The sequence below is a fragment of the Salinicola acroporae genome, assembly GCF_003206615.1.
GTDB classification, from domain to species: domain Bacteria; phylum Pseudomonadota; class Gammaproteobacteria; order Pseudomonadales; family Halomonadaceae; genus Salinicola; species Salinicola acroporae.
Genome location: NZ_PZJW01000006.1, coordinates 563,801 through 590,203, shown reverse-complemented (window position 1 = coordinate 590,203; position 26,403 = coordinate 563,801). Strand labels below are relative to the sequence as shown.

Below are 26,403 nucleotides of genomic sequence, written 5' to 3'. Positions count from 1 at the left end.
CCTCGGCGGCCTGGCTGAACGGTGCTCGCAGCGCCGCGGGCCAGACCTTTTCCCAGTCGAACGGAGTTACCGTGTCGCAAGCTTCCAGTTTGGCACTCTATCGACGCCTTCTAGAATACGTCCGCGTAGAGTGGCGTTCGTTCGCCCTGGCGGTGGTCGGCTATGCCATCTACGCCGCCTCGAGCACGGCTCTGGCGGAAATGATGAAGCGGCTGATCGACGGGATACAGCATCCCGATGCCGCGTTTCGCTACTTCCTGCCGCTATTCGTGATCGGCATGTTCGCCGCCCGAGGGGTCGGAACCTTTCTCGGCACCTACTTCATGAGCAACGTGGCGCGTAATGTGGTGCACCGGCTGCGCTGCAACGTCTTCAACCACATGCTGCACCTGCCGGGCCGTTTCTTCGACATGCACTCCAGTGGCCATCTCATCTCCCGGGTCACCTATCACGTCGAGCAGGTGACGGGCGCCGCCACCAATGCGATCACGATCATCCTGCGGGAAGGCCTGTTCGTGATCGGCCTGATCGGCTATCTGTTCTGGACCAACTGGCTGCTGACGCTGATTTTCATGTGCGTGACGCCGTTGATTGGCCTGGTGGTGCGCTACACCAGCAAGCGCTTCCGCAAGATTTCCCGACGTATCCAGAACTCGATGGGGGACGTGACTCACGTCGCCTCCGAGGCGCTGACCGGTTATCGGGTCGTGCGGACCCATGGCGCGGAGGAGTATGAAAAGCGCCGCTTCGAGGCCGCCAGCAACTACAACCGCGAGCAAAGTATCAAGGAGGCGATGACCAAGGCGACCAGTACGCCCGTCATCCAGTTGCTGGTGGCCCTGGCACTGGCAGGTCTGGTGTGGCTGGCGATGGCGCCGGAGTTGATGAACGCCATGACGCCGGGCGAATTCGTCGCCTTCATCACCGCAGCGTCGCTGATGGCCAAGCCGATTCGCTCGCTGACCGACGTCAACAGCATCATCCAGAAGGGCCTGTCTGCGTCCCAGGAGCTGTTCGGCCTGCTCAGCCGCCCGACGGAACACGACGAGGGCGGCCGGATGCCTCAGCGATTGAAGGGTGACGTCCGCTTCGAAGGGGTGCGGTTCGCCTATGACGAAGACCAGCCGGAGGTGCTCAAGGGTATTGATCTCGAGGTCCCCGCTGGCCAGATGGTCGCCATCGTCGGGCGCTCCGGGAGCGGCAAGTCGACGCTGATGTCGTTGTTGCCGAGATTCTATCGGCCTACCGACGGTCGCATCCTGATCGATGAAGTCGATATCCAGGAGTATCGCCTGTCGCCGTTGCGCCAGCAGATCGCCCTGGTCTCCCAGCAGGTGACGCTGTTCAACACCACGATCGCCGACAACATCGCCTACGGCGTACCCGATGCCGGCCGCGAGCAGATCGAGGCGGCAGCCAAGGCGGCCTACGCCCACGAGTTCATCGAACAGTTGCCGAAAGGCTACGACACCGTGGTCGGCGACAACGGCGTCATGCTCTCCGGTGGCCAGCGCCAGCGTCTGGCAATAGCCCGGGCCATCTTCAAGGATGCGCCGGTATTGATACTCGACGAGGCGACGTCGGCGCTGGATACCGAGTCCGAACGCTACATCCAGCGGGCGCTGGAGGTGGTCTGCCAGGGTCGAACCACGTTCGTCATCGCCCACCGGCTGTCGACCATCGAGCGCGCCGATCGAATCGCCGTCATGGATCAGGGCTGTCTGATCGAGAGCGGCACTCACGCCGAGCTGCTGGAGAAGGGCGGTGCCTACGCGTCGTTGCATCAGCTCCAGTTTCAGGAGGAGGTGTGACCCCGCTCGAGCGAGCCTGGTATCGTGGCTCGGCCTGGCTCGGCCTGCTGGCACCGCTGGAGTGGCTCTATCGCGCCATCGTCGCACGCCGGCGAGAGGCCTATCGGACGGGGCGCCGGACGGTATGGCGGCCGCCGGTGCCGGTGGTCGTGGTGGGCAATCTCTCGGTGGGCGGGACCGGCAAGTCGCCGCTGGTCGCCTGGCTGGTGCGCTGGCTGGGCGACAACGGCTGGCGGCCGGGGATCGTTTCCAGGGGGTACGGTGGCAAGGCCGAACGCTACCCGCTGGCGGTGACCGCGGAGACGCCGGTGGCGCAGAGCGGTGACGAGCCGCTGATGCTTGCCCGACAGACCGGGGTGCCGCTGGTGGTCGACCCCGATCGTTCCCGAGCAGCGCGCTGGCTCATCGAGAATGCGAAGTGCGATATCGTGGTCGCCGACGACGGTCTCCAGCATTACGCCCTGGGGCGCATGCTGGAACTGGTCGTCGTCGATGCACGGCGCGGCTTTGGGAACCGGCACTGCCTGCCGCGAGGGCCGCTCCGGGAGCCCCTCCGGCGCTTGCGCGACGTCGATGCGTTGATCGGCAACGGCGGGGACGTCCCGCCGGCCGACGATGAAGAGGGCGAAGCGCCCCGTTTTTCGCTGGTGCTCTCTCCCGTGGCATGGCGACACCTGGCGAGCGACGAGCGCCATCCCGTCGAGCATCCGCCATTCGCGTCGGGCGAAGCGGTGGCGGCACTGGCCGGTATCGGCCATCCGCAGCGCTTTTTCGACACGCTGGAAGCCCTGGGGATCGCCCATGAGAAACACGCTTTCGGCGACCATCATCGATTCTCGGTGGCGGACCTGCCCAGGGAGGCCTCGGTGGTAATCATGACGGCCAAGGACGCCGTGAAATGCACGGATTTCGTCGACGACCGCTGCTGGGCGCTGGATGTGGAAGCGAGACCCGAACCGGCTTTCGTCACCTGGTGGGCCAATCGGGTCGAGGGTTGGAAGCGTGACCAGGGTTTGCACGAGAAGTCGATGAGCGAAGGCCAGACCGGGGCGCGAAGCTAAGGCAAGCATTGAAGAACGGACCGGGTCGGCGCTCTAGACGGTTGTCAGCGCCGTGGTGCCGAGCGCAGGCCGTCGTCGTGCGGAGCCCAGATTCGGGTCGCGCCTCTCTGGCGTATCGGCGACGATGGCGCGATCATGTTGACATGTCTCGGCGCTGGCTTGATGAACGCGCCGACGTACTCGGAATCTCCGATAAGGAATGATCATGGATAAGGAATTGATGACGATGTTGATCTGTCCGGTCAGCCATAGCGAGTTGACCTTCGATCGCGAACGTCAGGAGCTCAAGAGCTCGGTCAGCGGGCTGGCCTATCCGGTTCGAGACGGGATCCCGGTGATGCTGGAAAGCGAGGCGCGCGTCATGTCGACCGAGGAAAAGCTCGGCAAGGCGGCCCCGACGTCATGAGCGATTTTGTTGTCGTGATTCCGGCCCGCTTCGGCTCCAGCCGCCTTCCGGGCAAGCCTCTGATGGATATCGACGGGCTGCCCATGGTCCAGCACGTATGGTTGCGGGCCAGGGAGAGCAGCGCATCGCGGATCGTGATCGCCACCGACGATGCGCGTATCGAACAGGCGGCCCGGGGGTTCGGCGCCGAGGTCGTCATGACGCGTGACGATCACCATTCTGGCACCGATCGTCTGGCCGAGGTCAGCGCCAAGCTGGCGTTGCCGAACGAGACCATCGTAGTCAACGTCCAGGGCGATGAGCCGCTGCTGCCGGCCTCGGTGATCGATCTCGTCGCGGAGCGCCTCGCGTCCGACGTGCGGGCGTCGGTATCGACGCTGGCCGAGCCGATTCACGATGTCGATACGCTGTTCAACCCCAACGTGGTCAAGGTCGTGACCGACTTGAGCGGGCGGGCGCTCTATTTCTCCCGGGCGCCGATCCCCTGGGATCGCAATGCCTGGAAGACCCAGCCGCCGACACGATTGGAGACGGACGCCTGGCTGCGCCACGTCGGTCTCTACGCCTATCGTGCTGGATTCCTGGGCGATTATGTCACCTGGCAACCGGCGCCGCTGGAGCAGCTCGAGCAGCTCGAGCAATTGCGGGCGCTGCAGCACGGCCACCTCATTCAGGTGGCAACGGTCTCTTCGTCCCTGCCTGGCGGCGTCGACACCCTGGAGGACCTGGAACGGGTGCGTCAGCATTTTTCTCAGCGGGAGAGGGCATGAGTGATTCGCGTCCCGTATGGCGGGTCCTGTTCGTCTGCATGGGCAACATCTGTCGCTCGCCGACGGCGGAGGGCATGCTCAGGAAGCGTCTTCAGGACGAGGACCTCAACGCTAGCATCGAGGTCGACTCCTGCGGCACCGGGGCCTGGCATATCGGTCAGGCCCCGGATCCCCGCGCCGTCCGGGCGGCGTCGGAGCGCGGCGTCGACCTGAGCGGCTTGCGTGGGCGCCAGTTGGTGCAGGAGGACTTCGCGCAGTTCGACGAGATTCTGGTGATGGATACCGACAATCTCGATCAGGTGCTGGCGCGTCGGCCTGAAGGTAGCCGCGCGAGGGTCTCCCGCCTGCTCCACTACGCCAACCAGCCGGACACGGATGTGCCTGACCCATATTTCGGCGGCGAGGCGGGGTTTCTCCGGGTGCTGGATCAACTCGAGCTTGCCGTCGATGGGTTGACGGCGTCGCTTCGGCAGCGTGTGGGCGGCGCCTGATGCCGGACCCGATTCCCGAGCTGCAGGTCGATCACGATCTACGTCACGCCAACACCCTGGCACTGCCGAGCCGGGCAGAGCGTTTCTGGCTCGCCCGTCGCGAGTGCGACGTCGTGCAAGGCGTGGAACTCGCCAATCGGCACGACTGGGACCTCACGGTGCTCGGTGGAGGGAGCAACGTGTTGCTGCCACCGATAGTGGGAGGGCTTACGTTGCGTGCGGAACTCGATGACGTGTCGTTCATGGCGGGTGAAGGCGGCGCCGTGCACGTCGAGGTAGGTGCTGGCGTCAATTGGCATGCGCTGGTCCAGCGCTGCGTGGCACGCGAATTGTGGGGGATCGAGAACCTCGCCTTGATACCGGGACTGGCCGGCGCGGCACCGATACAGAATATTGGCGCCTATGGTGTCGAGATTGGGGATGTGCTGGACTGGGTCGAACTGGTCGATCGACGAGACGGTCAGCGTCGCCGACTGCGCCGAGAGGCGTGTGAATTGGACTATCGTGACAGCGTTTTCAAGCACGAACTGGCCAACCAGGTCGTGATCACCCGGTTGGGGCTGACGCTCTCCACACGGCCGGCGCCCAAGCTGGAGTATGGCGCACTGGGTGATCGCGTCGCCGACCCGTCGAGCGCGCGGGCGGTCTTCGAGGCGATCTGCGCCATTCGCCGGGAGAAACTGCCTGATCCGCTCGTCACGCCCAACGCCGGCAGTTTCTTCAAGAACCCATTGGTCTCGCGGACCCAGGCCGAGCGGCTGTTGTCGGCGGCGCCTTCGATGCCGCATTACCCGCAGCCGGATGGCCGGGTCAAGCTGGCCGCCGGCTGGCTGATCGACCAGTGCGGGCTGCGGGGCCTTCGGGAAGGGGCGTTCGGTGTCCACGATCGCCAAGCGCTGGTGCTGGTCCATTTCGGTGGAGGGTCGCTGGCAGAGCTGCTCTCGTTCTCCGAGAGAATCGTCGGCGCCGTGCAGGCGGCATTCGGAGTGGCGCTCGAGCGTGAGCCTCGCTGCATCCAGACCGCGGCCATCTGAGCGGGCAGACGTGCTGCCGAGTGCTAGGTTCCGTGCGAGAACGGCCTGCGCTCGGCAGTACGGCGTTAACATCGGCTGGAACGCCAGCCAGAACTCGGCGCCCCCTAGCTAGGCACCCCCGTCAAAATACGCATTTCCACCTCGTAAACCGGTGCGCCAGCCCGGTCCGTCTTCGCCGATTTTGCCTTGGCTCCGCGCCTCGGTCTGGCCTTCGCTGGCCGACTTTTCGTACGGCCCCTGGGCCGGTTCGGGCGTTGGAATGGATCGGGGGCGCGGACCCCGGGAATCAAAAAAAGCCCAGACATCGCTGTCTGGGCTTTTTCGTGGCTGGGGGCGACTCAGTTGTCGCCCTGGCCGGTCTCGCGACGCCGCTTTTCACGCGGATCGTTATGCGCCCGCCGACGACGTGGTCGTCGGGGTTCGCTCTCGTCACCAGGCTGGCTGGCCGCCGGGCTTTCCGTGGCCTTGATCGGACGCTCATCGGCCGGGGCCGCGCTGGCCTCGGCTTGACGCGCCTGATCCTGGGTCGGAGCCGCTGTCCCGGTGTCATCCTCGGTTGAGGCGGGCGTTGCCGACGCTTCGGATACCGGCGCTACCGGTGTGGTGTCACGCGGTGCGTTTTCCTCGGGCTCGACGTCGTCGGCCTTGGTCGCGTCCGGGACAGGCTGGTCTGCCGTCTCGTCCGCGATCGGTCCGGCGGGAGCAGCCGACGCCGGGCTCTCCTCGGTCGATGCCGTCGACTGGGCAATCGCCTCCTGAGCCGGTGAGGTCTCGACACGCTCCTGTTGCGACGCCTCTTCGCCAGCTGTCGACTGGCTGGCGGCTTCATCGCTCGCCGAGGGGCTTGCCGGCGATGTGGTCTTTTCGGGCGTGCTGGCCTCGGCGGACGCTGGCGCTTCGACAGGCCGCTCGGCGGAGTCGGCCGTGGCGTCGGCAGCGACGTCGTGATTGTCCGCCCGCTGGCTGGTTTCCGAAACGGTCTCCGTCGGCGTGGCCTTCTGGTCCGCTTCGATCGCAGCCTCGGATTGCGCCTTGACTACCTGATCCTCGTCCGAGACGGATGTCTCAGGGGCGCTGTCCGTCGAGACCGACTCGGAGGATGTCGGCTTGGTCCGCTCCGACTTCCGCGGGTTAGCCGCCTTTCCAGACGCGGCTGCCTTGGCGGGCTTGGTCCTGGATCGGGGCTCTTTCGGCTCGCTCGTGGTCGCGGTCGGTTCGGCCTGTTCGGCGCGCGAGCGTTCGCTTTCCTCGCTCTTGGCCTCGGCCACCGGGGCCTGGCGCTCGGAAGAGGCCGTCTGGTCCTGGAGCGATTCGGCCCCGACCGACTTGGCGTCGTCACCGGTATCGGCCGCCGCTGCCGCCTGCAGCTTCTGCTGCTCCTCGGCGGCTGCCGGGTTCAGGGCGTGCTTGCGCGAGCGGTTGCGCGGATTGTTGCGTGTCCGCTTCGGCTTGCTCTCGCCAGTCTCCTTGGGAGCGCTGGGCGCGGGCGAGGCGTCGCGGTTGTCGGTGCGCGGGGTTTTGACGTTGCCGGAAGGGCTGGTGGTGTCGGTCTTCGCGGTGTCGGCCTTTGCCTCGTTGCCGGTCTTGTCCGTCTTGCCGCGGCCGTCCTGCCGGTTGTCCTGACGCGGCTGACGACCCTGGCTCTGGCGATTGTCATTACGGCTGTCGCTGCCGCCCTGACGATCATCCTGGCCGCGACGGCGACGATTGTTGCCCTGGCGATTGCCATCGCCACCACGGGCGTTGTTGTCGCCTCGCGCATTGCCGTCGTTGCTGCGGGAGGCGCTGTCGCTGCGCTTCCCGCTGCTATCGCGATCGCTCCGCTGGTCGCTCTTCTGGCCCGTCGGCCGGGAAGGGCGGGAGTTGGCCGAGCCGTTGTCTGCATTGCTGCCGCGGGAAGCGCCCGCCGAGCGGTTGCCACCCTGGCTGCCCTGATTACGCTGGCCGGAGGCATCGCTGGAGCCCGCTGCTTCCTCGTCGGCACGGCGGCGGCCGAACAGGCCCCTGAAGAGCTGCATCAGGCCGCCGTTGGCCGCCTGGGCCTGCGGAGTCGGCGTTGCTGCTGGCGTGGCCGTGCTCTCGGCGGCGGGTTGGGGGGCGACCTTCTTCTCGGGTTCCTGATGCAGCGAGTCCGGAGCCGGGGCCGTGTGCTGGACCGTCTGCACGGCGGCCTGGGTGCGCTGGATCGGCTTGGAGAGCGTCGTTTCCGGCTCCTTTAGCAGGTCGCTGTCGACGGAAAGCTCGAAGCTGGACTTGGTCTCGTCGCCATCCTCGGAGACATGGTCGTCACGGAGGCGCTGGACGTCGTAGTGTGGCGTGTCCATCTCCGGGTTCGGCAGCAGCAGAACCTTGACGTTCTGGCGACGCTCGACGTCGGAGAGAACGTTGCGCTTCTCGTTGAGCAGGTAGGTCGCCACCGGCACCGGCAAAATGGCGCGAATCTGGGCACTACGCTCTTTCATCGCCTCTTCTTCGATCAGGCGGAGGATCGACAGCGCCATGGAGCGGACGTCGCGAATGGTGCCCTGGCCATCGCAGCGGGGGCAGACGACGCCGCTGGTCTCGCCCAGCGAAGGGCGAAGCCGCTGGCGCGACATCTCCATCAGTCCGAAGCGCGAGATACGGCCGATCTGGACGCGGGCGCGGTCGAGCTTGAGGGCATCGCGAACCCGGTTCTCGACCTCGCGCTGGTTGCGTGCCGGCGACATGTCGATGAAGTCAATGACCACGAGGCCACCGATGTCGCGCAGCCGCAATTGGCGGGCGATCTCATCGGAGGCTTCCAGATTGGTCTGGAGCGCGGTCTCCTCGATGTCGGCGCCACGGGTGGCGCGTGCCGAGTTGATGTCGATCGAGACCAGCGCCTCGGTATGGTCGATGACGACCGAACCACCCGAGGGCAGCTTGACCTCGCGCTGATAGGCGGTCTCGATCTGGGACTCGATCTGGAAACGCGAGAACAGCGGCACGTCATCGGTGTAGAGCTTGATCTTCTGCTGGTAGGACGGCATCACCTGACGGATGAAGCTCAGCGCTTCCTCGTGTACGTCCGCGCTGTCGATCAGCACCTCGCCGATGTCCTGGCGCAGGTAGTCGCGCATGGCGCGGATGATCACGTTCGACTCGCGGTAGATCAGGAACGGGGCAGGGCGCTTGACCGCTTCGGTGGTGATCGCATCCCACACCTGAACCAGGTAGTCGAGATCCCACTGCAGCTCCTCGGGGGAGCGGCCGATACCCGCCGTGCGCACGATCACGCCCATCTTGTCCGGCAGGGTCAATTGACCCATGGCATCCTTGAGCTGGCTGCGCTCCTCACCCTCGATCCGGCGAGAGATGCCGCCGGCGCGGGGGTTGTTGGGCATCAGGACCAGAAAGCGTCCCGCCAGGCTGATGAAGGTCGTCAGCGCCGCGCCTTTATTGCCGCGCTCCTCCTTGTCGACCTGGACGATGACTTCCTGACCCTCTTTCAGGACTTCCTTGATGTTGGGTCGGCCCGAGGGGTCCTTGGAGAAGTACTCGCGGGAAATTTCCTTGAGCGGCAGAAAGCCGTGGCGATCGGCGCCGAAGTCGACGAAGGCCGCTTCGAGGCTGGGTTCGAGGCGGGTGATTTTGCCCCGGTAGATGTTGGCTTTCTTCTGTTCCCGGGCACCGGATTCGATGTCCAGGTCGTAAAGGCGTTGTCCATCCACGAGTGCGACGCGCAGCTCTTCCGGCTGTGTCGCATTGATGAGCATTCTTTTCATACGGTCTCGCTAATTGAGCGTGCCGGTGGAAGGCGTGCTGCAATCGGCGACGACGAACCGCAAGCGGTCGTGCTGTGCTCGCGCACATTGGTGAAGCGACCCGGCAGGGCAAGCAGGCGCAGAGGGTGTGCCAGAACGAGTTCAGCGTGCAACACGCTGAAGACCCGCGTCAGGAACTCGAGGGGAATGTCCGAAAAACGCAGGTCGAACGGCGCGATGCGGCCATCGGTGCGAATTCGGGTCGACGCTCGTCGAGCCCAGTGGCGTGCTTGCTCATTACCATTACATCTTTGATTTCATTACCTGCTTGCTAGGGACGCTACACGAACATGGGTTGAGTACGAAACGGTGGCAGGACATGTCACGGCGCGTTTTTCGTCGACGCATCCGGTCCTGCAGACTGCCGTCTATATCACTTGGCATTGTTCGGTTCGGCGACGCCTTCCACTGGTACCTGTGGATTTCCCGCGAGCATGGCGAGCTGAGGTCAGTCGCACGGTCGAGTCGGGGCCTGGCGTTCCAAACGTGTTTTGATCACTCCAGCAGCCGTGAGCGGTTGGCTTCGTTAACTCTCTGGAGGATCGAGACATTTTTTCACTTCGGCCAGCCTATGCAGTCGCTGACGCCTGAATGGGTGATAAACCCACCGAGTGAGCCCGCAATATAACAGTAATGCCGAGGTAGCGGCAATTGAGCTCGCGCTACCGGCTGCGTGCGTTAGAATGGCGGCCGGCGGCGCGCTGGTGTCGCCGCGCAGTGCCGTCGAGGGAGTCGAGCATGGCCGAAGGCCAGGAAGTGCAGTTTATCGAGGTCAGCGAGTCCCAGCAGGGGCAGCGAATCGACAATTTCTTGCGGACGCGCCTGAAGGGCGCGCCGAAGTCGTTGATCTACCGCATCGTTCGCAAGGGCGAGGTGCGTGTCAACAAGAAGCGTATCAAGGCGGATTACCGCGTTCAGACCGGTGACGTGGTTCGCGTGCCGCCGCTGAGGCTGGCGCCGGAGAGTGCAGTGAAGGAGGCCAGCGAGAGCCTGCGTAACCTGCTGGCGGGCAGCGTTGTCATCGAAGGCCCCGACTGGCTGGTCATCAACAAGCCGTCGGGGCTGGCGGTGCATGGCGGCAGTGGCGTCAAGATCGGCTTGATCGAGGCGCTGCGCCAGGTGCGCGAGGACCTTGATTTCCTCGAACTCGTTCACCGCCTCGATCGCGACACCTCGGGTTGCCTGCTGCTGGCCAAGAACCGCGAGTCGTTGCTGTCGCTCAATACCGCGCTGCGCGAGCGCCGAATGGAAAAGGGTTATCTGGCTCTGGTGCAGGGGCGCTGGCCGGCGCGGCGCGACTATGTCAGCGCCAGGCTGGAGCGGTACGACGCAGGCAACGGCGAGCGTCGGGTGCGGGTGGACGACAATGGCAAGGTATCGCGAACCCGCTTCGCGGTGCGTGAAACGTTCCCGAAGGTCACGTTGATCGAGGCGGAACCGGTGACCGGGCGCACCCATCAGATCCGCGTCCATGCCGCGCATGCCGGACACGCGCTGCTGGGGGACGACAAGTACGGTAGCGCCGAGGGTGCGCGCCTCGCGCGATCCCTGCGCCTGGATCGCCTGTTCCTGCATGCGTTGACCCTGACCTTCCCCGACCCCAAGACCGGGCGGCCGGTGCAGGCGAGAGCCCCTCTGGAGCCGGGACTTGAGAAGGTGCTGGAGCGTGCCCGTCATGGCGGTTGAGGCGCTCGCCGGCGAGAGCGTATCGCGGCGCTGTCGCTACTCGCTGGTGATCTTCGACTGGGACGGTACGCTGATGGATTCGGCGGCGCGCATCGTGGCTTGCATGCAGGCTGCTGCGCGGGAATTGCAGTGGCCGGTGCCGAGCGATGCCGCCGTGCGCGATATCATCGGGCTGGGCTTGCCGGAAGCCGTCGCCATACTCTTTCCGGGGGTGGCGCCCTCCGCCCATGATCGATTGCGGGAAGCCTATGGCCATCAGTTCCGGGTCGCCGATCGCATACCGGCCCCGTTTTTCCCCGGTGTGGTGGAGGGTATTGGGTGCCTGCGCCGCGATGCCCGGTGTCGGCTGGCGGTCGCGACCGGCAAGAGCCGTCGCGGGCTGGATCGTGCCTTCGGTCACGAATCCTGCGGCGACTGGTTCGCAGCGAGCCGTACCGCCGATCTCACGCGTTCGAAGCCGCACCCCCAGATGCTCGAGGAGCTGCTGGCCGAGTGCAGCGTGCCCATCGCCGAGGCCGTCATGATCGGCGACACCGAGTATGATCTGGAGATGGCCAGGGCCATCGGCATGGATCGCATCGCGGTGACCTACGGCGTGCACGAACGCCAGCGTCTGCAGCGCAGCGACCCCAGGTTCGTCGCCGATGACTTTCCGTCGGTCGTCGAGTGGTTGCTGGTCTGACGTCGTCGTCTGCCGACCTTTTATAGGCCCTGGGCGCGGGAATTCAGCAAGGAGACGAAAATGAGCGACGATCGACGTGATGATTGGACGCAGGGGCCTGAGTTGAGCCGGTCGGAGGCCGGGCGGCGCGAGGCGGCGGATGCGACTCGCGATGGCGAGCCGGCCAGCGCCGATGCGGTGCGGCTGGCCGAAGTGCAAATGATGGATCGGTGGGTCGGCGGCGTGCTCGCCGAGCAGCGGCGGTCGCGGCGCTGGAAGATCTTCTTTCGGCTGCTGTTCGCGCTGGTCGTGATCGCGGGACTGTGTCTGAGTGCCTATGCCATGTTCCTGGCCCAGGGCGATGGCGGGTCCCCCAGTCGCCGGCATCTCGGTATCGTCGAGGTCAGTGGGCCCATCGACGCCAATGGCCAGGCCAACGCCGAGCGTATCATCAAGGGGCTGCAGCGGGCATGGAAGGCTCCCAATGCCGATGCCGTGGTGCTGCATGTCAACAGTCCCGGCGGGAGCCCGGTCCAGTCGCAGCGCGTCTATGACGAAATTCGCTATCTCGAGGCCCAGGGCGACAAGCCGATTCTGGCCGTCATCGAGGACATTGGTGCCAGCGGCGCCTATTACATGGCCTCGGCGGCGGATCGTATCTACGCCTCGCCGGCCAGCCTGGTCGGCTCGATTGGGGTCATCAGCGCAGGGTTCGGCCTCGAGCACGCGATCGACAAGATCGGTGTCGAGCGTCGTGTCTTCACGGCCGGGGAAAACAAGGCCTTCATGGATCCGTTCTCGCAGATATCAGCGGGGCAGCGCGAGTTCTGGCAGTCGGTGCTGGATACCACGCACCGGCAGTTCATCGAGGCCGTCAAGGCCGGGCGTGGTGACCGCCTGAGCGACGATCCAGCGCTGTTTTCCGGCTTGGTCTGGACCGGCGAGCAGGCCAAGTCGCTGGGGCTGGTCGATGATATCGCCAACCTTGAGCAATTGTCGCGGGCGCGTCTGGGGGAGGTGAGTCTCGAGGATTACACCCCGTCCCTCGATCCCTGGTCGCTGGTCTCCAACAAGCTCACCAGCGCGGCGGCCCACTGGGTGGGTCTGGACAGCGCCGCGTCGCCAGTGCGCTATCAGCTACCCTGACGGTCTTGTCGGTCATTGCTGAGTGGGTTGACGCCAGCCTCTCTCAGCAGCTCGCACAGCCTGATGAGGGGGAGGCCGATCAGCGTGTTGGGGTCGTTACCCTCGAAGCGTTCGAATAGGGCGATGCCAAGCCCCTCCATTCGGAAGCTCCCCGAGCTGTCGTAGGGCTGGTCGCGGGAGACATAGTCCTCTATTTCCTCGTCACTCAGCGCTCGAAACCAGACGTGGTAGGTGTCGTGAACGACTCGGTGGCGCCCGCTGTGAGTGTCGATCAGGGCAAGGCCCGTCATGAAACTGACCTTGTGCCCTGAGAAGCGGCGTAGGTTGGCGCAGGCCGTGTCGAAGTTGCCGGGCTTCCCCAGTATGTCGCCGTCGAACAGCGCCAGCTGGTCGGAGCCGATGATCAGGTGGTCGGGGTAGTCGGCGGAAACCGCCTGGGCCTTGGAGAGCGCCAATCGATGAGCCAGACTCTCGGCGTCTTCTCCCGGTCGACGGGTTTCATCGATGTCGGGCGAGGACCAGACGTAAGGGAGTCCCAGCCGGTCTAACAGTTGGCGGCGATAGCGAGAGCTGGAAGCGAGTACCAGGCGGGACATCGGCTGCTCCTTGATAATCGGGTAGGCGGCATCGCGGGAGCGGAAAGGATCGTCCGGCCCGCACGGGAATGCCTTGTCGGGCGACAGGATAGCGCGTTCCGAGTGCTTTGACAGGGCCCCGGCAAATCCCTATTATGTCGCGCCTATGTTGACCAGACGACTTCCCCCGACCGTCGAGCCCTATCGGGCAGCGGCTAACCAAGAAACGATCGAGGGGCTTGTCGACCTCGAGAAACTGGCTCGCCTCGAGATCGAGATCGGGCCGCAGCAGGGCGATGCCGTCGTCAGGCTGCAATTCGACATCGATACGCAGCGTCGTCATCTGATCGATGGGGAGCTGGAAGCGGATCTCATGATTTCGTGCCGGCGTTGCCTGCAGCCGATGGCGGTATCGGTCGCCAGCCACTTCAAGTTGGCTGTCGTCAGCGATGATGCATTGGCGGCGACAGTGCCCAGCGACTACGAGCCGGTGCTGGTCGACAATGAACAGCTGGACCTGCTGGAGGCGGTCGAGGACGAGTTGATCCTCAGTCTGCCCCAGGTGGTCTATCACGACGAGGCGGAGTGTGCCGTCTCCCGTGAGCAATTGAGCAGCGGTGAAGCCTCGGTAGAAGAGGCTGCCCGCCCTGACAACCCCTTCGACGTGCTGAAGTCGTTGAAGGGAAAACTCTGAACCCGAAGACATTGACGTTGGAGTCATATCATGGCCGTTCAACAAAATCGTAAGACCCGTTCCAAGCGAGGCATGCGTCGCGCACACGATGCACTGACCACCCCGACGCTGTCCCAGGATCAGGAAACCGGTACTACGCATCGCCGCCACCACGTTGCCCCCGATGGCTACTATCGTGGTCGCAAGGTCGTCGACGTTTAAACAGACGTCGGGGCGTTTGGTAGAAGAGCAGTGCGCATCGCCATCGATGCCATGGGCGGGGACTTCGGTCCCCGCACGACTATTGGTGGTCTGCTGCTGGCGTTGAAACGCCATCCGGAACTCGAGCCCACGGTGTTCGGTCCGAAGGCGGAGCTTCGCTCGCTGCTCGCGGAGTTGGCCGGCGACGCGTCGGAGGCGCCGCTGGCCGGGCGCCTGGAACTGGTGGATGCGCCGCGAGTCGTACTCCAGTCCACACCGCCGATGGAGGCCCTCGACGATCCTTCAGCGACCAGCCTGTTCGGCATGTTGGCAGCGGTGCGTGATGGCGAGGCCGATGCCGGCATCACCTGTGGCAATACGGGCGCGCTGGTGGCGCTGGCGCGGCGGGAGCTGGGGAGCGTTCCCGGTATCTCGCGGCCGGCAATCAGTACCGCGGTTCCGACCCGCAAGGGAGGGCGGTGTTATCTGCTCGATCTGGGGGCCAGCGTCGATGTCCATGCCCGACATCTTGTTGACTTCGCCCACATGGGAGCCGTGATGGCGCGGGTCGTCGATGGCGTGGCGATACCCAGGGTGGCGTTGTTGAATGTCGGTGTCGAGGCGAGCAAGGGCGCGGCCCGCGTGCGCGAGGCCGACGCGCTCCTGAAGGCCCGCGGCGGCAGCGACTTCGACTACGTCGGGTATATCGAGGGCGATGCGATCTTTTCTGGTTCGGTCGATGTGGTGGTCTGCGACGGTTTCGTGGGTAATGCCGTGCTCAAGGCGAGCGAAGGCGTGGCCCAGATGCTGCTCAAGCGGCTCCAGGAAACCTTCGAGTCCCATTGGTCGACACGCTTGGTGACTCTGCTGGCGCGACCCGCGCTGATGCGGTTCAAGGCCCAGCTGGATCCGGTGCGGCATAACGGTGCCAGTCTACTCGGCCTCAATCGTATCGTGGTGAAGAGTCATGGCAATGCCAGTGCCCAGGCCTTCGCCTTCGCCATCGACCGGGCCGTGCGTGAAGTCGAGGTCGGATTGCCGGCCCATCTTCGCGCGGCGTGGTCTCACGACTCGACGACGCCTGTTATCTCGTCGATCGTCACCGACGATCGAGAGGATAGCGGGTCTTGCGACACGACGAGATCCGACGGTCCACCATTTCAAGGGTGAGCGCGATGACGCAATCACTGGCTTTGGTCTTTCCAGGGCAGGGTTCGCAGCAAGTCGGCATGCTGCGTGAACTGGCCGAACGTTACAGCGTAGTTCGCACGACATTCGACGAGGCATCGGAAGCGCTTGGCTACGACCTCTGGCATGTCGTCCAGGAAGGCCCCGAAGAGAAACTCAACGCGACGGCTTGTACCCAGCCCGCGCTGTTGGCGTCGAGCGTGGCGATCTGGCGTGTATGGCAGGAGCTGGAAGGGCCGCGACCCAGCATGATGGCCGGCCACAGCTTGGGCGAGTACAGTGCCATGGTCTGTTCCGGTGCCCTCGGCTTCGCGGAGGGTGTTCGGCTGGTTCGGCTGCGTGGCGAGGCGATGCAGCAAGCGGTGCCCGCGGGCGAGGGTGCGATGGCCGCGATTCTGGGGCTTGAGGATGCAGCGGTCGAGACGGCCTGCCGCGAGGCCGCCCAGTCGGAGGTGGTCGCTGCCGTCAACTACAATTCCCCGGGCCAGGTCGTCATCGCGGGCCACCGCGGCGCCGTCGACCGGGCCATCGCGCTGTGTCAGGAGGCCGGGGCGAAGCGCGCGCTGCCGCTGCCCGTCTCGGTGCCCTCACATTGCGCGTTGATGCAGCCCGCGGCCGAGAAGGTCGAGCAGGCGATGGGGGAGATGGAGTTCAAGCTGCCGCGCTATGCTGTCTATCAGAACGTCGATGCTCGGGTGCCCGAGACGACGGAGGCGCTTCGCCATCGGCTGGTCGAACAGCTCTATCGTCCGGTGCGCTGGACGGCGTGCGTGAACGCCATGTTCGACGATGGCGCTGCCGTATTCATCGAGTGTGGCCCGGGCAAGGTCTTGACTGGCTTGAGCAAGCGCATCCAGCGACAGGCAAAGGGGCTGGCGGTCAACGATCCCGATACGCTGACGGCTGCGCTCGAGCTGGCGCGTGAAACGCTGGACGTACAAGAGCCTTAAGGATGAATGACATGACCGAACGTAGAGTTGCGCTGGTCACCGGCGCGAGTCGTGGGATTGGGCGCGCCGTTGCGCACGAACTGGGTCGGCAGGGACGCATCGTCATTGCTACCGCCACCAGCGAGGCCGGCGCTGCCAGGATCGACGACGATCTCAAGGCTCAGGGCATCGAAGGGCTGGGGCTGGCGCTGGATGTCACCGACCAGGCCAGTGTCGACGCGCTTTTCAAGCGCATCACCGAGACCTTCGAGGCGCCGACCATCCTGGTCAACAATGCCGGTATCACGCGCGACAACCTGTTGATGCGAATGAAGGAAGACGAGTGGGATGCGGTCCTCGATACCAATCTCAAGTCCGTCTATCGTGTCTCCAAGGCCAGTCTCCGGGGGATGACGCGGGCGCGCTTCGGTCGCATCGTCAATGTCAGTTCCGTCGTGGCGATGATGGGCAACCTGGGCCAAGCCAACTATGCTGCGGCCAAGGCCGGCATGGAGGGCTTTACCCGGGCATTGGCGAGAGAGGTTGCCTCGCGTGCGATCACGGTCAACGCCGTGGCACCTGGCTTCATCGACACCGACATGACCCAATCCTTGCCGGAAGCTCAGCGGGATGCGCTTCTGGGGCAGATTCCGCTGGCTCGCCTGGGGCAGCCGGAGGAAATCGCCGCCGCTATCGGGTTTCTCGCAAGCGATGCAGCCGGTTATATTACCGGTGAAACGCTGCAGGTTAATGGCGGCATGAACATGCGGTAATCCTCCCGCGACGCGGGTTGCGTCGTCTGGGGGCGGTCTATAAACTACCCGCAGCTTTTTAGCTGGCGGATTCGTACCACTAGGAGTAACGACATAATGAGCACCATCGAAGAGCGCGTGAAGAAGGTTGTTGCCGAACGCCTGAACGTCAAGGAAGAGGATATCCAGAACACCTCATCCTTCACCGAAGACCTCGGCGCGGATTCGCTGGATACCGTCGAACTGGTGATGGCGCTCGAAGAGGAATTCGACACCGAAATTCCCGACGAAGAAGCTGAAAAGATCACGACCGTTCAGGAAGCGATCGACTACATCGTCGCTCATCAGTAAGCCCAGTATTCTCCGTTGATACGGAGAATACCACCGGGCAGGACGTGCCGATGTTCAGAAAGCCGCTCTCCACGAGAGCGGCTTTCTGCGTTCTGAAAGCCGTTTCGAGATAGGGCGGGGCAAGCGCTTGCGCCACGGCGCCCAGCCACGGCGAGCGACGTGGCGTGGACATGGAGGCGGCTGGTGGGGCAAAGTCACCGTTCGCGACGCCCATCTCCAGGGTTGTTCAGGTATAATTCGCGCCAGTCGGGCCCAGGCGAAGTCCTCGGTCCCGTGAGGCGATGATGGCTTCACGGATCGTGCCTTCAGGGCCATCAGGAAGTTCGGAGGAGATTCGATGCCGCGCAGAAGAGTGGTGGTGACCGGGATGGGGCTGGTAACGCCAGTCGGTAACACGGTCGAGGAGAGCTGGAAGAGCCTCCTGTCAGGGAAGAGTGGCATCGCGCCGATCGAACATTTCGATACGACCGGCTTCAATACCCGGTTCGGTGGTGCGGTCAAGGACTTCGATATCGGCGAGTATCTCAATCCCAAGGATGCTCGCAAGATGGATCTGTTCATCCAATATGGGGTTGCCGCGGCGACGCAGGCGATGCGCAACTCCGGTATCGAATGTACCGAGGAAAACGCACACCGGATCGGTGTCGCCATCGGTTCGGGCATCGGCGGTCTGCCCATGATCGAGCGCAACCACGATTCGCTCCACAAGGGTGGGCCGCGTCGCATATCGCCGTTCTTCGTTCCGGGCTCGATCATCAACATGATCTCCGGCAGCCTGGCGATCCAGCATGGCTTCAAGGGTCCTAACATCGCGATCACCACCGCCTGCACGACCGGCACGCACAATATCGGCTACAGCGCGCGAACCATCGCTTACGGTGATGCCGACGTGATGTTTTGCGGTGGCGCCGAGATGGCGACCACGCCACTGGGCTTGGGCGGGTTTTCCGCGGCGAGGGCGCTGTCCACCCGCAATGACGACCCACAGGCGGCCAGCCGCCCCTGGGATCGTGACCGCGATGGCTTCGTGCTATCGGACGGTGCCGGCGTCATGGTGCTGGAGGAGTACGAGCACGCCAAGCGCCGGGGTGCCACCATCTATGCAGAACTGACCGGTTTCGGGATGAGCGATGATGCGTTCCACATGACGTCGCCGCCCGAAGATGGCAGCGGCGCGGCAGCCTCGATGGCCAACGCCATCCGGGACGCCGGGATCGATCCCGCCGACATTCATTACATCAACGCTCACGGCACCTCCACGTCGGCTGGCGACGTGGCGGAGAGTCGGGCGGTGGAGCGGGTGATGGGTGACGCCGCGCGCCAGGTCGCGGTCAGTTCGACCAAGTCCATGGTGGGCCATCTGCTGGGCGCGGCCGGGGCGGTCGAGGCAATTTTCTGCGTGCTGGCCATTCGCGATCAGGTCGCGCCGCCGACGATCAATCTCGACAATCCCGACGAGGGTTGCACGCTCGATTACGTGCCCAACAATGCCCGGGAAATGCCGATCCGGACGACGCTGTCGAATTCGTTCGGATTCGGTGGCACCAACGGTTCCCTGATCTTCACCCAGGTCTGACGCATGCGCGATACAGCGCTTCCGATGGACGATCGCGGTCTCGCCTATGGTGACGGCGTTTTCGAGACCATCCTGGTTCGCGATGGTCGCCCGTTGCTGTGGAAGCTGCACATGGCGCGCCTGCAGGCGGGGATCGAGCGGCTGGCGCTTCCTCGGCTGGACCTCGCAGCCTTCGAGGCCCTGCCAGCGCAGTGCGGGCCCGGCCTCAAGGTGCTGAAGCTGATCGTCACCCGGGGTAGCGGTGGACGGGGATATCGTCCGCCGGAGCCGGCCGAGCCGCGGTGGCGGTGGACGATCTCCGCCTTCCAGCCCATCGCCGAACGCTGGTTCGAAGGCGTGAACGTTCGTTGCTGCGAGCTTCGGCTGGGTCGGCAACCCCGTCTGGCCGGGATCAAGCATCTGGCACGACTCGAGAACGTCCTTGCCCGGCAGGAGTGGCAGGACGACGCCATTGCCGAGGGACTGCTGCTCGATTCGGAAGACTGCCTGGTCGAGGCGACGGCGATGAACCTGGTCTGGCGTCGAGAGGGGCGTCTCGAGACCCCGCTGCTCGATCGTTGCGGCGTCGACGGAACCCTGCTGAGCGCGCTGGAAGCCATCGTCGACATCGATCGGGTCCGCGTCGGAATCGATACCTTGCTGGCCGCGGACGCCGCCTGGCTGATCAACAGCGTTCAGGGCGCGTGGCCCATTCGGCGGCTGGATGACAGCGCCGGCAACTGCCTCAGGCAGTGGCGGCTAGCGACGAGCGATACTTTCCGACAGGCGGCCCATGAACAGTTGGGATATTCGCTGAACCTCGGCGACTAACACCCGTAGCATGCCTGGAAGCCGCATGCTTGGCTTCCGGCGATTAAGGATAGACATGCGTCTCCTCAAAATTCTGATCGGGATACTGCTGCTTGCCACGATCGTGGTCTTCGGCGGATTCCACTATTGGCAGAAACAGCTCGACGGGCCGATAGCGCTCGATGAGCAGATTATCTACGAAGTGCCGCGGGGGGCCGCGTTCATTCGCGTCATCGACGATCTCGAAAAGCGCGGTGTCATCGAGGCGGCCTGGCCCTATCAGTTGCTGGCCCGCGTTGCGCCCAAGGCGACCCAGGGGTTGCGCGCGGGGGAGTTCGAGCTCGATCCGGGCATGAGTGGTCGTCAGCTGATCGCGCACCTTTCCAGCGATCAGGTGGTCACCTATCGGCTTACCATTCCCGAGGGATGGACATTTCGGCAGATGCGCGCCCTGCTGGACAAGGCTTCCAAGCTCGACCATCGGACGGCGGCAATGAGCGACGAGGAGATCATGGCCGCGCTGGGGCACGAGGACACTTTCCCCGAGGGGCAGTTCTTTCCCGACACCTACCGCTATCACAAGGGCGTGACGGACCTCGAGATCCTGCGCCGCGCCTTCGACCGGATGCAGCAGACGCTGGCGAGCGTCTGGGACGAGCGCGACGACGATCTGCCGATCGATTCGCCGTATCAGGCGTTGATCCTGGCATCGCTGATCGAGCGGGAGACCGGGGTGCCGGCGGAGCGTGGCGAGATTGCCGGCGTCTTCGTTCGTCGCTTGCAGAAAGGCATGCGCCTGCAGACCGATCCCACCGTGATCTACGGCATGGGCGACAGCTATGTCGGCAATATCACTCGGGCCGATCTCCAGCGGCAAACTGCCTACAATACCTATGTCATCGAGGGGCTGCCGCCGACGCCGATCGCGATGCCCGGACTCGGGTCGCTCGAAGCCGCCGTCCATCCCGCCGCAGGCGACACTCTCTATTTCGTGGCCAAGGGGGATGGGTCGCATCAGTTCTCGCGGACGCTGCAGGAGCATAACGCTGCCGTCCGCCGCTACATCCTGAATCGCGATTGAGTTCGCGGTCCACTCACCGACGAGACGACACCGCATGAACGCAGGTGATACCGAACAGCGGCGCGGCCGATTCATCACGCTGGAAGGTGGCGAGGGGGTGGGGAAGACGACCAATGTCACCTTCGTCTGCGATTGGCTGGCGGCGAAGGGCATCGAGGTCGTGCGCACCCGTGAGCCTGGCGGTACCCCGGGTGCCGAAGCGATCCGGGAACTCCTGCTGGACCCCTCGCGGGAGGAGGCCTGGAGCGACGACGCCGAATTGCTGCTGGTATTCGCCGCCAGAGCTCAACACCTTGCCCAGTGTATTTGGCCTGCGTTGACCCGGGGCGCGTGGGTCGTCTGCGATCGGTTCACCGATGCCACCTTCGCCTATCAGGGCGGGGGGCGCGGGCTGGATCGCGAGCGCATTCGAACCCTGGAAACCCTGGTCCAGGACGGGTTGCAGCCCGATCTCACCCTGCTCCTGGATATGCCTGTCGGCGTCGCGGCGCAGCGGGTCGTCAGCCGCGGTGCCCAGCTCGACCGGTTCGAACGCGAGCGGGAAGCGTTCTTCGAGTCGGTCAGATCTGCCTATCTCGAACGGGCCCGCGACAGCGAGCGCTTCGCCATCATCGATGCGAGCCCCGCACTGGACACGGTCCAGAATGCGATCGAGCGCTGCCTCGACCAGCGGGTGTCGGCATGGTTATGAGCCCGCTGCCGTGGCAGACCGACCGATGGCGGAAGCTGGTCGAACTGCAGGATGGCGGTCGTCTGCCTCATGCGCTGCTGCTCTCCGGACCCGGGGGCATCGGCAAGCAGCCGCTGGTCGAGGCGCTGATCGCTCGGACGCTGTGCCGCGCTCCGGGAGAGCTGGCCTGTGGCGAGTGCCATGGCTGTCGCATGCTGGCGGCCGGTTACCACCCCGATCTGCTGACGGTGACGCCTGCCGAGAAATCCCGTCAGATCCGCGTGGATGCGATCCGCCAGGTCAACGGTTTCGTCGCCCAGACCGCCCAGCAGGGCGGCTACCGGGTCATCCGCATCGAGCCGGGCGAGGCGATGAACGTCGCTGCCTCGAATGCCTTGCTGAAGAGTCTCGAGGAGCCGGGCGATCGGACGCTGTTCATTCTGGTATCCGATATACCGTCGCGGCTGCTGGCGACCATTCGCTCGCGTTGCCAGCACTGGAGCCTTGCCGTGCCCCCGCTGGAGGTGGCCGAACCCTGGCTGCATGAACGCCTGGGCAATGGCGACGAGGCGCGTTTCTGGTTGAGCGTGGCCGGGGGGCTCCCGCTGCTGGCCGAGGAGCTGGCCGGTGCGGAGGCGCGACAGTTGCGCCAGGATCTGCGCGAGCTGTTCGATGCACTGGTGCGCGGCGGCGAACCGGTGGGGGAGGCTGCCAGGCTCGATGCGCAGTCGCTCGATCGCATACTATGGTACGGCATCGCCTGGCTGGAGGATCTGATCCGGCTCGGTCTGTCGGGAGACCCCGGCAGGGTGCGCAACGGCGATCTGCTGCCGCTGTATCGTCAGGCGGTCAAGAACGCCCGCGTGCGCGACTGGTTCCGGCTGCTGGATTATGCCCGCGAGCAGCGTCGACTGCTGGCGGCGGGTGGCAATCCGAACCCGCAGCTGGTGCTCGAAGCCTGGCTGGTCCGCTGGTCGGCGCTGCTGCGATCCTGAGCGTGTCGACGTTGCCGATGGTGGCGTCGTCGCGGAGCATTCGTGTCTATCTACCCTGGAAATCTTCATGTTCGTCGACTCTCACTGTCATCTCGATCGCCTTGATCTGACGCCCTACGGCGGCGATCTCGACGCGGCTCTGGAAGCTGCCAGGGGCCGGGGTGTCCGACGTTTCCTGGCGATTTCGACGTCGCTGGAAGGGGCGCCCAACCTGGCCGGGATTGCGCGCCGCCATGACGATGTCGACATCAGCGTCGGCCTGCATCCGCTCCACGAAGTGGCCCAGGAGCCCGACAGCGAGGCGATCCAGGCCTGTGCCGACCGCTACGGGGCGGTAGCCATCGGCGAAACGGGTCTTGATTTTCACTACGACAGCGTGCCGCGAGGGACCCAGCGCCAGCGTTTCGTGGCTCATCTCCGGGCGGCCCGTGAACTCGAATTACCGGTGGTGATCCATACCCGAGAGGCGCGTGACGAGACGTTGGCCCTGATCCGCGAACATCTCGACCCGAAGGTGGGCGGGGTGCTCCACTGCTTTACCGAAGACCTGGAAATGGCACGGGAGGCCTTGAGGCTGGGCTTCTATATTTCGCTGTCGGGTATCGTCACGTTCGCCAGCGCCGAGGCGCTGCGCGGTGTGGCTCGACGGGTACCGCTGGATCGCCTGTTGATCGAGACGGACAGCCCGTTCCTCGCGCCGGTTCCTCATCGCGGCCGTCCCAACGAGCCACAATGGGTGGTCGAAGTTGCCGAGTGCATTGCGCGCGAACGAGGTATCACCGTCGACGAGGTGGCGATGCAGACCCGAGCCAACTTCTATCGGCTGTTCCCCGGCTGCGCCCCCGAGGGGCAGGCCGACAACCCGTTCGTGTGAACGCATTCACCGGCGACAATGCAGGCAACGACGCCGGCGCGCCATCAAGGAGGGCACGATGAAACTCGACACGCTGTTCCAGCAGTTCGATCCGCGGTCGATCCCCCCGTTGGCGCAGTGGGATCCGCCTTTTTGCGGCGACATGGACCTGATCATCTCGGCCAACGGGGAGTGGATCCACGAGGGATCGCCGATACGGCGGTCCGCGCTGGTCGGGCTGTTGAGCCGTGTGCTCCGCCGGGAAGCCGATGGCGACTACTATCTGGTCACCCCCGTTGAGAAACTCCGTATCGTCGTCGAGGATCTGCCGCTGCTGATCATCGATGCCGATCGGGCCGGGGCCGACTGGGTTGCGGTCACCGCTGGCGGCGACCGGGTGCCGCTGGATGCGACCCATCGCCTGACACTGGTCAGCGGCCCAGGGGGCGATCTACTGCCTGCCCTGCCCGTTCGCCACGGTCTGCTTGCGCGCCTGCACCGCAACCTTTATTACCGCTGGGTCGAACTGTCCGTGCAACGCGATGGCGAGATGGGGTTGTGGAGCGGTGGCGTATGGCATGCGCTGGGTCGGATCGACGACGAGGCGCCATGAACGATCGGGTTCCCTCGATGCTGCCGGACGGGGCGCCCGCCGACGGGTTGACCGCCGAACAGCGCGCCGTGGTCGGCCATCGCCACGGCCACGCGCGGGTCGCGGCGGTAGCCGGCGCCGGCAAGACCACCACGCTGGTGAAGCGGGTGCTGCACCTGCTCGCCAACGGCGAGAATCCGCGGCGCATTCTGGTGCTGATGTTCAACCGCGCGGCGAGGGACGACTTTCGCGCCAAGCTGACGCGGGAGGCGCCGCCGAGCGTCCCGCTACCGGAGGTGCGAACCTTCCACTCGATCGGTCATCGCCTGACCCAGAGCCTGACACGCTGGGGATACCTGCCGCCGCGCCAGCTGCTGCAGGCCGACTGGCAGCGGGAGCGGCTGCTACGACAGGCGGTGATGCAGAGCCTGGCATCGGCCGATGGCGAGACCCGCGAGGCGGCCCTGGACGCGGATCGGCTCGAGGCGTTCGGTCAGTTCTGCGATCTGGTCAAGGCGGAGGTCGTCACGCCGGCCGAACTGTTCGAGAAGCTTGGCTATGCCGCCGACGAGCGGCACTTCATCGACGCCTTCGAGAAGGTGGAATCGCTGCTCGAAGTCGCCGGGCAGATGACCTACGCGGACTTGCTCCATCGTCCGTTGCGGTGTCTCGAAGAGCACGCCGGTGCGCGCCGCCGGGTCGAGGGCTTTCTGGGACATGTGATCGTCGACGAATACCAGGACATCAATGAAGCCCAGCTGCGGCTGCTCAAGATCCTCGCCGGCCAGCAGGCCCAGGTCATGGCGGTGGGCGATGCCAATCAGTGCATCTACGAGTGGCGCGGTGCGCGGCCCGACGCGATGCTGTCACGATTCGACGGGCTATTCGGTAGTGCCTGCGAGTACCCGCTCTCCTATACCTTCCGACACGGCCATGCCCTGGCCTTGGCCGCCAACCACGCGATTCGTCACAACCGCCAGCGCTGGGACCAGCTCTGTCTGGCGGCCCCCGGCAATCCCCTGACCGAAGTCCAGACCGGTGTCGGTGCCAGCGCGCTGCTGGAGATGCTGCAGCGCTGGCACGCAGCGGGTCGACACAGCGACGAAGCCTGCGTGCTGGTGCGCAGCTGGTCGTTATCGGTCTCGGTACAATTGCAACTGCTGCGGGCCGGCGTGCCGTTTCGGCTGGCGCAGGAGGAGCGCTTCGTGTTCCGATTGCCGCTGGTTCAGGCCCTGGCGGGCTACCTTCAACTGGCCCGGCAGCCGCAGCGGCTGCAGGATCCCGCCCATCTGGCGCTGCTGTTCTCCCAGCCGACGACCTTCGTGGCCCAGGACCGCGTGCGCCGGCTGGTCGGCGAACTCGCCCGCACCCAGCAGTGGCCGGCTCGCGAAGCTTCGATCCTGGCGGGTCTCAAACCCGGTCAGCGCCGGCACCTCAAACGGCGGTGGCAACTGCTGTGCGAGCTTCCCAAGCTGGCATCGTGGCCACCGGCCAAGCTGCTCGAGCACGTGGTCGACGCCATCGATGCCGAAAAAATTCTGCGTCGCTCGGCGGCGCGTCGCGAGAAGGGCGATGATGACGTGCGGCTGCTCGACGTGCTGATCGAGCAGGCGGGAGAGCTGGCCAACGATCCCGAGGCGTTCATCGAGCTGTTGCGCAACCCGGTCGAGAATCGCCCCGATGGCGTGTTGATCAGTACGGTGCACGGCGCCAAGGGGCTGGAGTGGCCGCTGGTTGCGGTATGGGGGCTCAACGAGGAGGATTTCCCCCATTTCAGCCGTGACAATCCGCTGTCGCCGGAGCGGCTGGAGGAGGAGCGGCGGCTCTACTACGTGGCCATTACCCGAGCCAGGGAACGTCTGCTGCTGGTTCAGGATGGCGGTGATCACCGGCCGAGCCGATTCCTCGACGAGACCGCGGTAGAGGACTGCAGTCGAATCGACCGGGCGATCCGCAGCGGCAGCGAGACCGGCATCGCGGTTCGCGAGCCGGAAATGATCGGCACCTATCTGGCGCGTATCGGCCAGGCGTGCGCGGACCTGGAACACCTGGGGCGTTCGCTCACGCTGCACGCCCGTCAGCCGGTGGCGTCACCGCCGGCTGCCGAAACCGGTGCCGGGTCGCTCGGCGCGGCGCCGTGGCAGGTCGGAGACCGGGTGCGACATGCCAGCTTCGGTGATGGCGAGGTGCTGGTGGTCGAAGGCAATGCTGCCAACCCGGTGATCGACGTGCGCTTCGCTTCGGCTGGGCGCCGCCGCCTGATCGCCGTGCGCGCGCCGCTGACGAAACGCTCGTGATGGGCCAGACTGTCTGCTTCGATCGACGAC

The 26,403-nt window shown here is 65.0% G+C and carries 25 protein-coding genes; 23 read left to right on the top strand and 2 right to left on the bottom strand.

What is annotated here, in order from left to right; translation table 11 throughout:
* The first annotated feature begins 71 nt into the window (after nt 1-71).
* From msbA to murB, 6 genes are all read left to right on the top strand, one after another.
* Entirely contained in the window at nt 72-1,811 is a 1,740-nt protein-coding gene (gene msbA / locus DOM54_RS12095; RefSeq protein ID WP_110716537.1) for a lipid A export permease/ATP-binding protein MsbA, read from the top strand.
* Entirely contained in the window at nt 1,808-2,872 is a 1,065-nt protein-coding gene (lpxK, locus tag DOM54_RS12090; RefSeq protein WP_110716536.1) for a tetraacyldisaccharide 4'-kinase, read from the top strand. Before msbA ends, lpxK begins: the two co-directional genes overlap by 4 nt.
* A 205-nt stretch (nt 2,873-3,077) precedes the next feature.
* Nucleotides 3,078-3,278, top strand: coding sequence for a Trm112 family protein (locus DOM54_RS12085; protein WP_187775931.1), 201 nt, complete (start codon nt 3,078-3,080; stop codon nt 3,276-3,278).
* Nucleotides 3,275-4,048 carry a 3-deoxy-manno-octulosonate cytidylyltransferase gene (gene kdsB, locus DOM54_RS12080; RefSeq protein WP_110716535.1) on the top strand — a complete coding sequence of 258 codons (774 nt, stop codon included), beginning with the start codon at nt 3,275-3,277 and terminating at the stop codon, nt 4,046-4,048. Before DOM54_RS12085 ends, kdsB begins: the two co-directional genes overlap by 4 nt.
* Nucleotides 4,045-4,539, top strand: coding sequence for a low molecular weight protein-tyrosine-phosphatase (locus DOM54_RS12075; protein WP_110716534.1), 495 nt, complete (start codon nt 4,045-4,047; stop codon nt 4,537-4,539). The genes kdsB and DOM54_RS12075 overlap by 4 nt, the downstream gene beginning before the upstream one ends.
* Nucleotides 4,539-5,573 carry a UDP-N-acetylmuramate dehydrogenase gene (murB, locus tag DOM54_RS12070; protein WP_110716533.1) on the top strand — a complete coding sequence of 345 codons (1,035 nt, stop codon included), beginning with the start codon at nt 4,539-4,541 and terminating at the stop codon, nt 5,571-5,573. The genes DOM54_RS12075 and murB overlap by 1 nt, the downstream gene beginning before the upstream one ends.
* Before the next feature lie 338 nt (nt 5,574-5,911).
* Here the strand turns inward: murB and rne are convergent, their stop codons facing one another.
* Nucleotides 5,912-9,319: a ribonuclease E gene (rne, locus tag DOM54_RS12065; RefSeq protein ID WP_110716532.1), complete on the bottom strand. Its 3,408-nt coding sequence runs from the start codon at nt 9,317-9,319 to the stop codon at nt 5,912-5,914.
* 777 nt (nt 9,320-10,096) lie between these two features.
* Between rne and DOM54_RS12060 the strand changes: the two genes are divergently transcribed.
* The 3 genes from DOM54_RS12060 to sppA are packed head-to-tail and all read left to right on the top strand — an operon-like array spanning nt 10,097 to nt 12,851.
* Nucleotides 10,097-11,044 (top strand): RluA family pseudouridine synthase, encoded by a 948-nt coding sequence (locus tag DOM54_RS12060; protein ID WP_110716531.1) that lies wholly within the window; start codon nt 10,097-10,099, stop codon nt 11,042-11,044.
* The gene (locus tag DOM54_RS12055) at nt 11,034-11,726 is read left to right on the top strand and encodes an HAD-IA family hydrolase (RefSeq protein WP_110716530.1); all 693 of its coding nucleotides are present in this window, start codon (nt 11,034-11,036) and stop codon (nt 11,724-11,726) included. Before DOM54_RS12060 ends, DOM54_RS12055 begins: the two co-directional genes overlap by 11 nt.
* A gap of 60 nt (nt 11,727-11,786) precedes the next feature.
* A complete protein-coding gene (gene sppA / locus DOM54_RS12050; RefSeq protein WP_110716529.1) occupies nt 11,787-12,851 on the top strand; it encodes a signal peptide peptidase SppA in 1,065 nt (354 codons plus the stop codon).
* On the opposite strand, the gene DOM54_RS12045 is transcribed toward sppA, so the two are convergent.
* Nucleotides 12,839-13,447 (bottom strand): Maf family protein, encoded by a 609-nt coding sequence (locus tag DOM54_RS12045; protein WP_110716528.1) that lies wholly within the window; start codon nt 13,445-13,447, stop codon nt 12,839-12,841. The genes sppA and DOM54_RS12045 overlap by 13 nt on opposite strands.
* A 145-nt stretch (nt 13,448-13,592) precedes the next feature.
* Here DOM54_RS12045 and DOM54_RS12040 point away from each other — a divergent pair, with 145 nt between their 5' ends.
* The 14 genes from DOM54_RS12040 to DOM54_RS11975 all read left to right on the top strand — a co-directional run bounded on the left by DOM54_RS12040 (nt 13,593) and on the right by DOM54_RS11975 (nt 26,373).
* Nucleotides 13,593-14,120: a YceD family protein gene (locus DOM54_RS12040; protein WP_110716527.1), complete on the top strand. Its 528-nt coding sequence runs from the start codon at nt 13,593-13,595 to the stop codon at nt 14,118-14,120.
* Between the two features lie 30 nt (nt 14,121-14,150).
* The gene (gene rpmF / locus DOM54_RS12035; protein ID WP_110716526.1) at nt 14,151-14,321 is read left to right on the top strand and encodes a 50S ribosomal protein L32; all 171 of its coding nucleotides are present in this window, start codon (nt 14,151-14,153) and stop codon (nt 14,319-14,321) included.
* A 30-nt stretch (nt 14,322-14,351) separates the two neighbouring features.
* Nucleotides 14,352-15,470, top strand: coding sequence for a phosphate acyltransferase PlsX (gene plsX / locus DOM54_RS12030; RefSeq protein WP_110716525.1), 1,119 nt, complete (start codon nt 14,352-14,354; stop codon nt 15,468-15,470).
* Between the two features lie 5 nt (nt 15,471-15,475).
* Nucleotides 15,476-16,438, top strand: a complete 963-nt coding sequence (gene fabD / locus DOM54_RS12025; RefSeq protein ID WP_110716524.1) for an ACP S-malonyltransferase — start codon at nt 15,476-15,478, stop codon at nt 16,436-16,438.
* 11 nt (nt 16,439-16,449) lie between these two features.
* The gene (gene fabG, locus DOM54_RS12020; RefSeq protein ID WP_110716685.1) at nt 16,450-17,190 is read left to right on the top strand and encodes a 3-oxoacyl-ACP reductase FabG; all 741 of its coding nucleotides are present in this window, start codon (nt 16,450-16,452) and stop codon (nt 17,188-17,190) included.
* Between the two features lie 96 nt (nt 17,191-17,286).
* A complete protein-coding gene (gene acpP, locus DOM54_RS12015) occupies nt 17,287-17,520 on the top strand; it encodes an acyl carrier protein (RefSeq protein ID WP_110600108.1) in 234 nt (77 codons plus the stop codon).
* A gap of 337 nt (nt 17,521-17,857) precedes the next feature.
* Entirely contained in the window at nt 17,858-19,096 is a 1,239-nt protein-coding gene (gene fabF, locus DOM54_RS12010) for a beta-ketoacyl-ACP synthase II (RefSeq protein WP_110710365.1), read from the top strand.
* 3 nt (nt 19,097-19,099) lie between these two features.
* Nucleotides 19,100-19,906, top strand: a complete 807-nt coding sequence (pabC, locus tag DOM54_RS12005; protein WP_110716523.1) for an aminodeoxychorismate lyase — start codon at nt 19,100-19,102, stop codon at nt 19,904-19,906.
* Between the two features lie 55 nt (nt 19,907-19,961).
* Nucleotides 19,962-20,966: an endolytic transglycosylase MltG gene (gene mltG / locus DOM54_RS12000; protein WP_206019078.1), complete on the top strand. Its 1,005-nt coding sequence runs from the start codon at nt 19,962-19,964 to the stop codon at nt 20,964-20,966.
* Between the two features lie 34 nt (nt 20,967-21,000).
* The gene (tmk, locus tag DOM54_RS11995) at nt 21,001-21,657 is read left to right on the top strand and encodes a dTMP kinase (RefSeq protein ID WP_110716522.1); all 657 of its coding nucleotides are present in this window, start codon (nt 21,001-21,003) and stop codon (nt 21,655-21,657) included.
* Nucleotides 21,648-22,631 carry a DNA polymerase III subunit delta' gene (locus DOM54_RS11990; protein ID WP_110716521.1) on the top strand — a complete coding sequence of 328 codons (984 nt, stop codon included), beginning with the start codon at nt 21,648-21,650 and terminating at the stop codon, nt 22,629-22,631. Before tmk ends, DOM54_RS11990 begins: the two co-directional genes overlap by 10 nt.
* A 67-nt stretch (nt 22,632-22,698) precedes the next feature.
* On the top strand, nt 22,699-23,505 hold the full coding sequence (locus DOM54_RS11985; protein ID WP_110716520.1) for a TatD family hydrolase: 807 nt from the start codon (nt 22,699-22,701) through the stop codon (nt 23,503-23,505).
* 58 nt (nt 23,506-23,563) lie between these two features.
* Nucleotides 23,564-24,097, top strand: a complete 534-nt coding sequence (locus DOM54_RS11980) for a DUF1285 domain-containing protein (protein ID WP_110716519.1) — start codon at nt 23,564-23,566, stop codon at nt 24,095-24,097.
* Nucleotides 24,094-26,373, top strand: a complete 2,280-nt coding sequence (locus DOM54_RS11975) for an ATP-dependent helicase (RefSeq protein WP_240613877.1) — start codon at nt 24,094-24,096, stop codon at nt 26,371-26,373. Before DOM54_RS11980 ends, DOM54_RS11975 begins: the two co-directional genes overlap by 4 nt.
* The last annotated feature ends 30 nt before the right edge of the window (nt 26,374-26,403 follow it).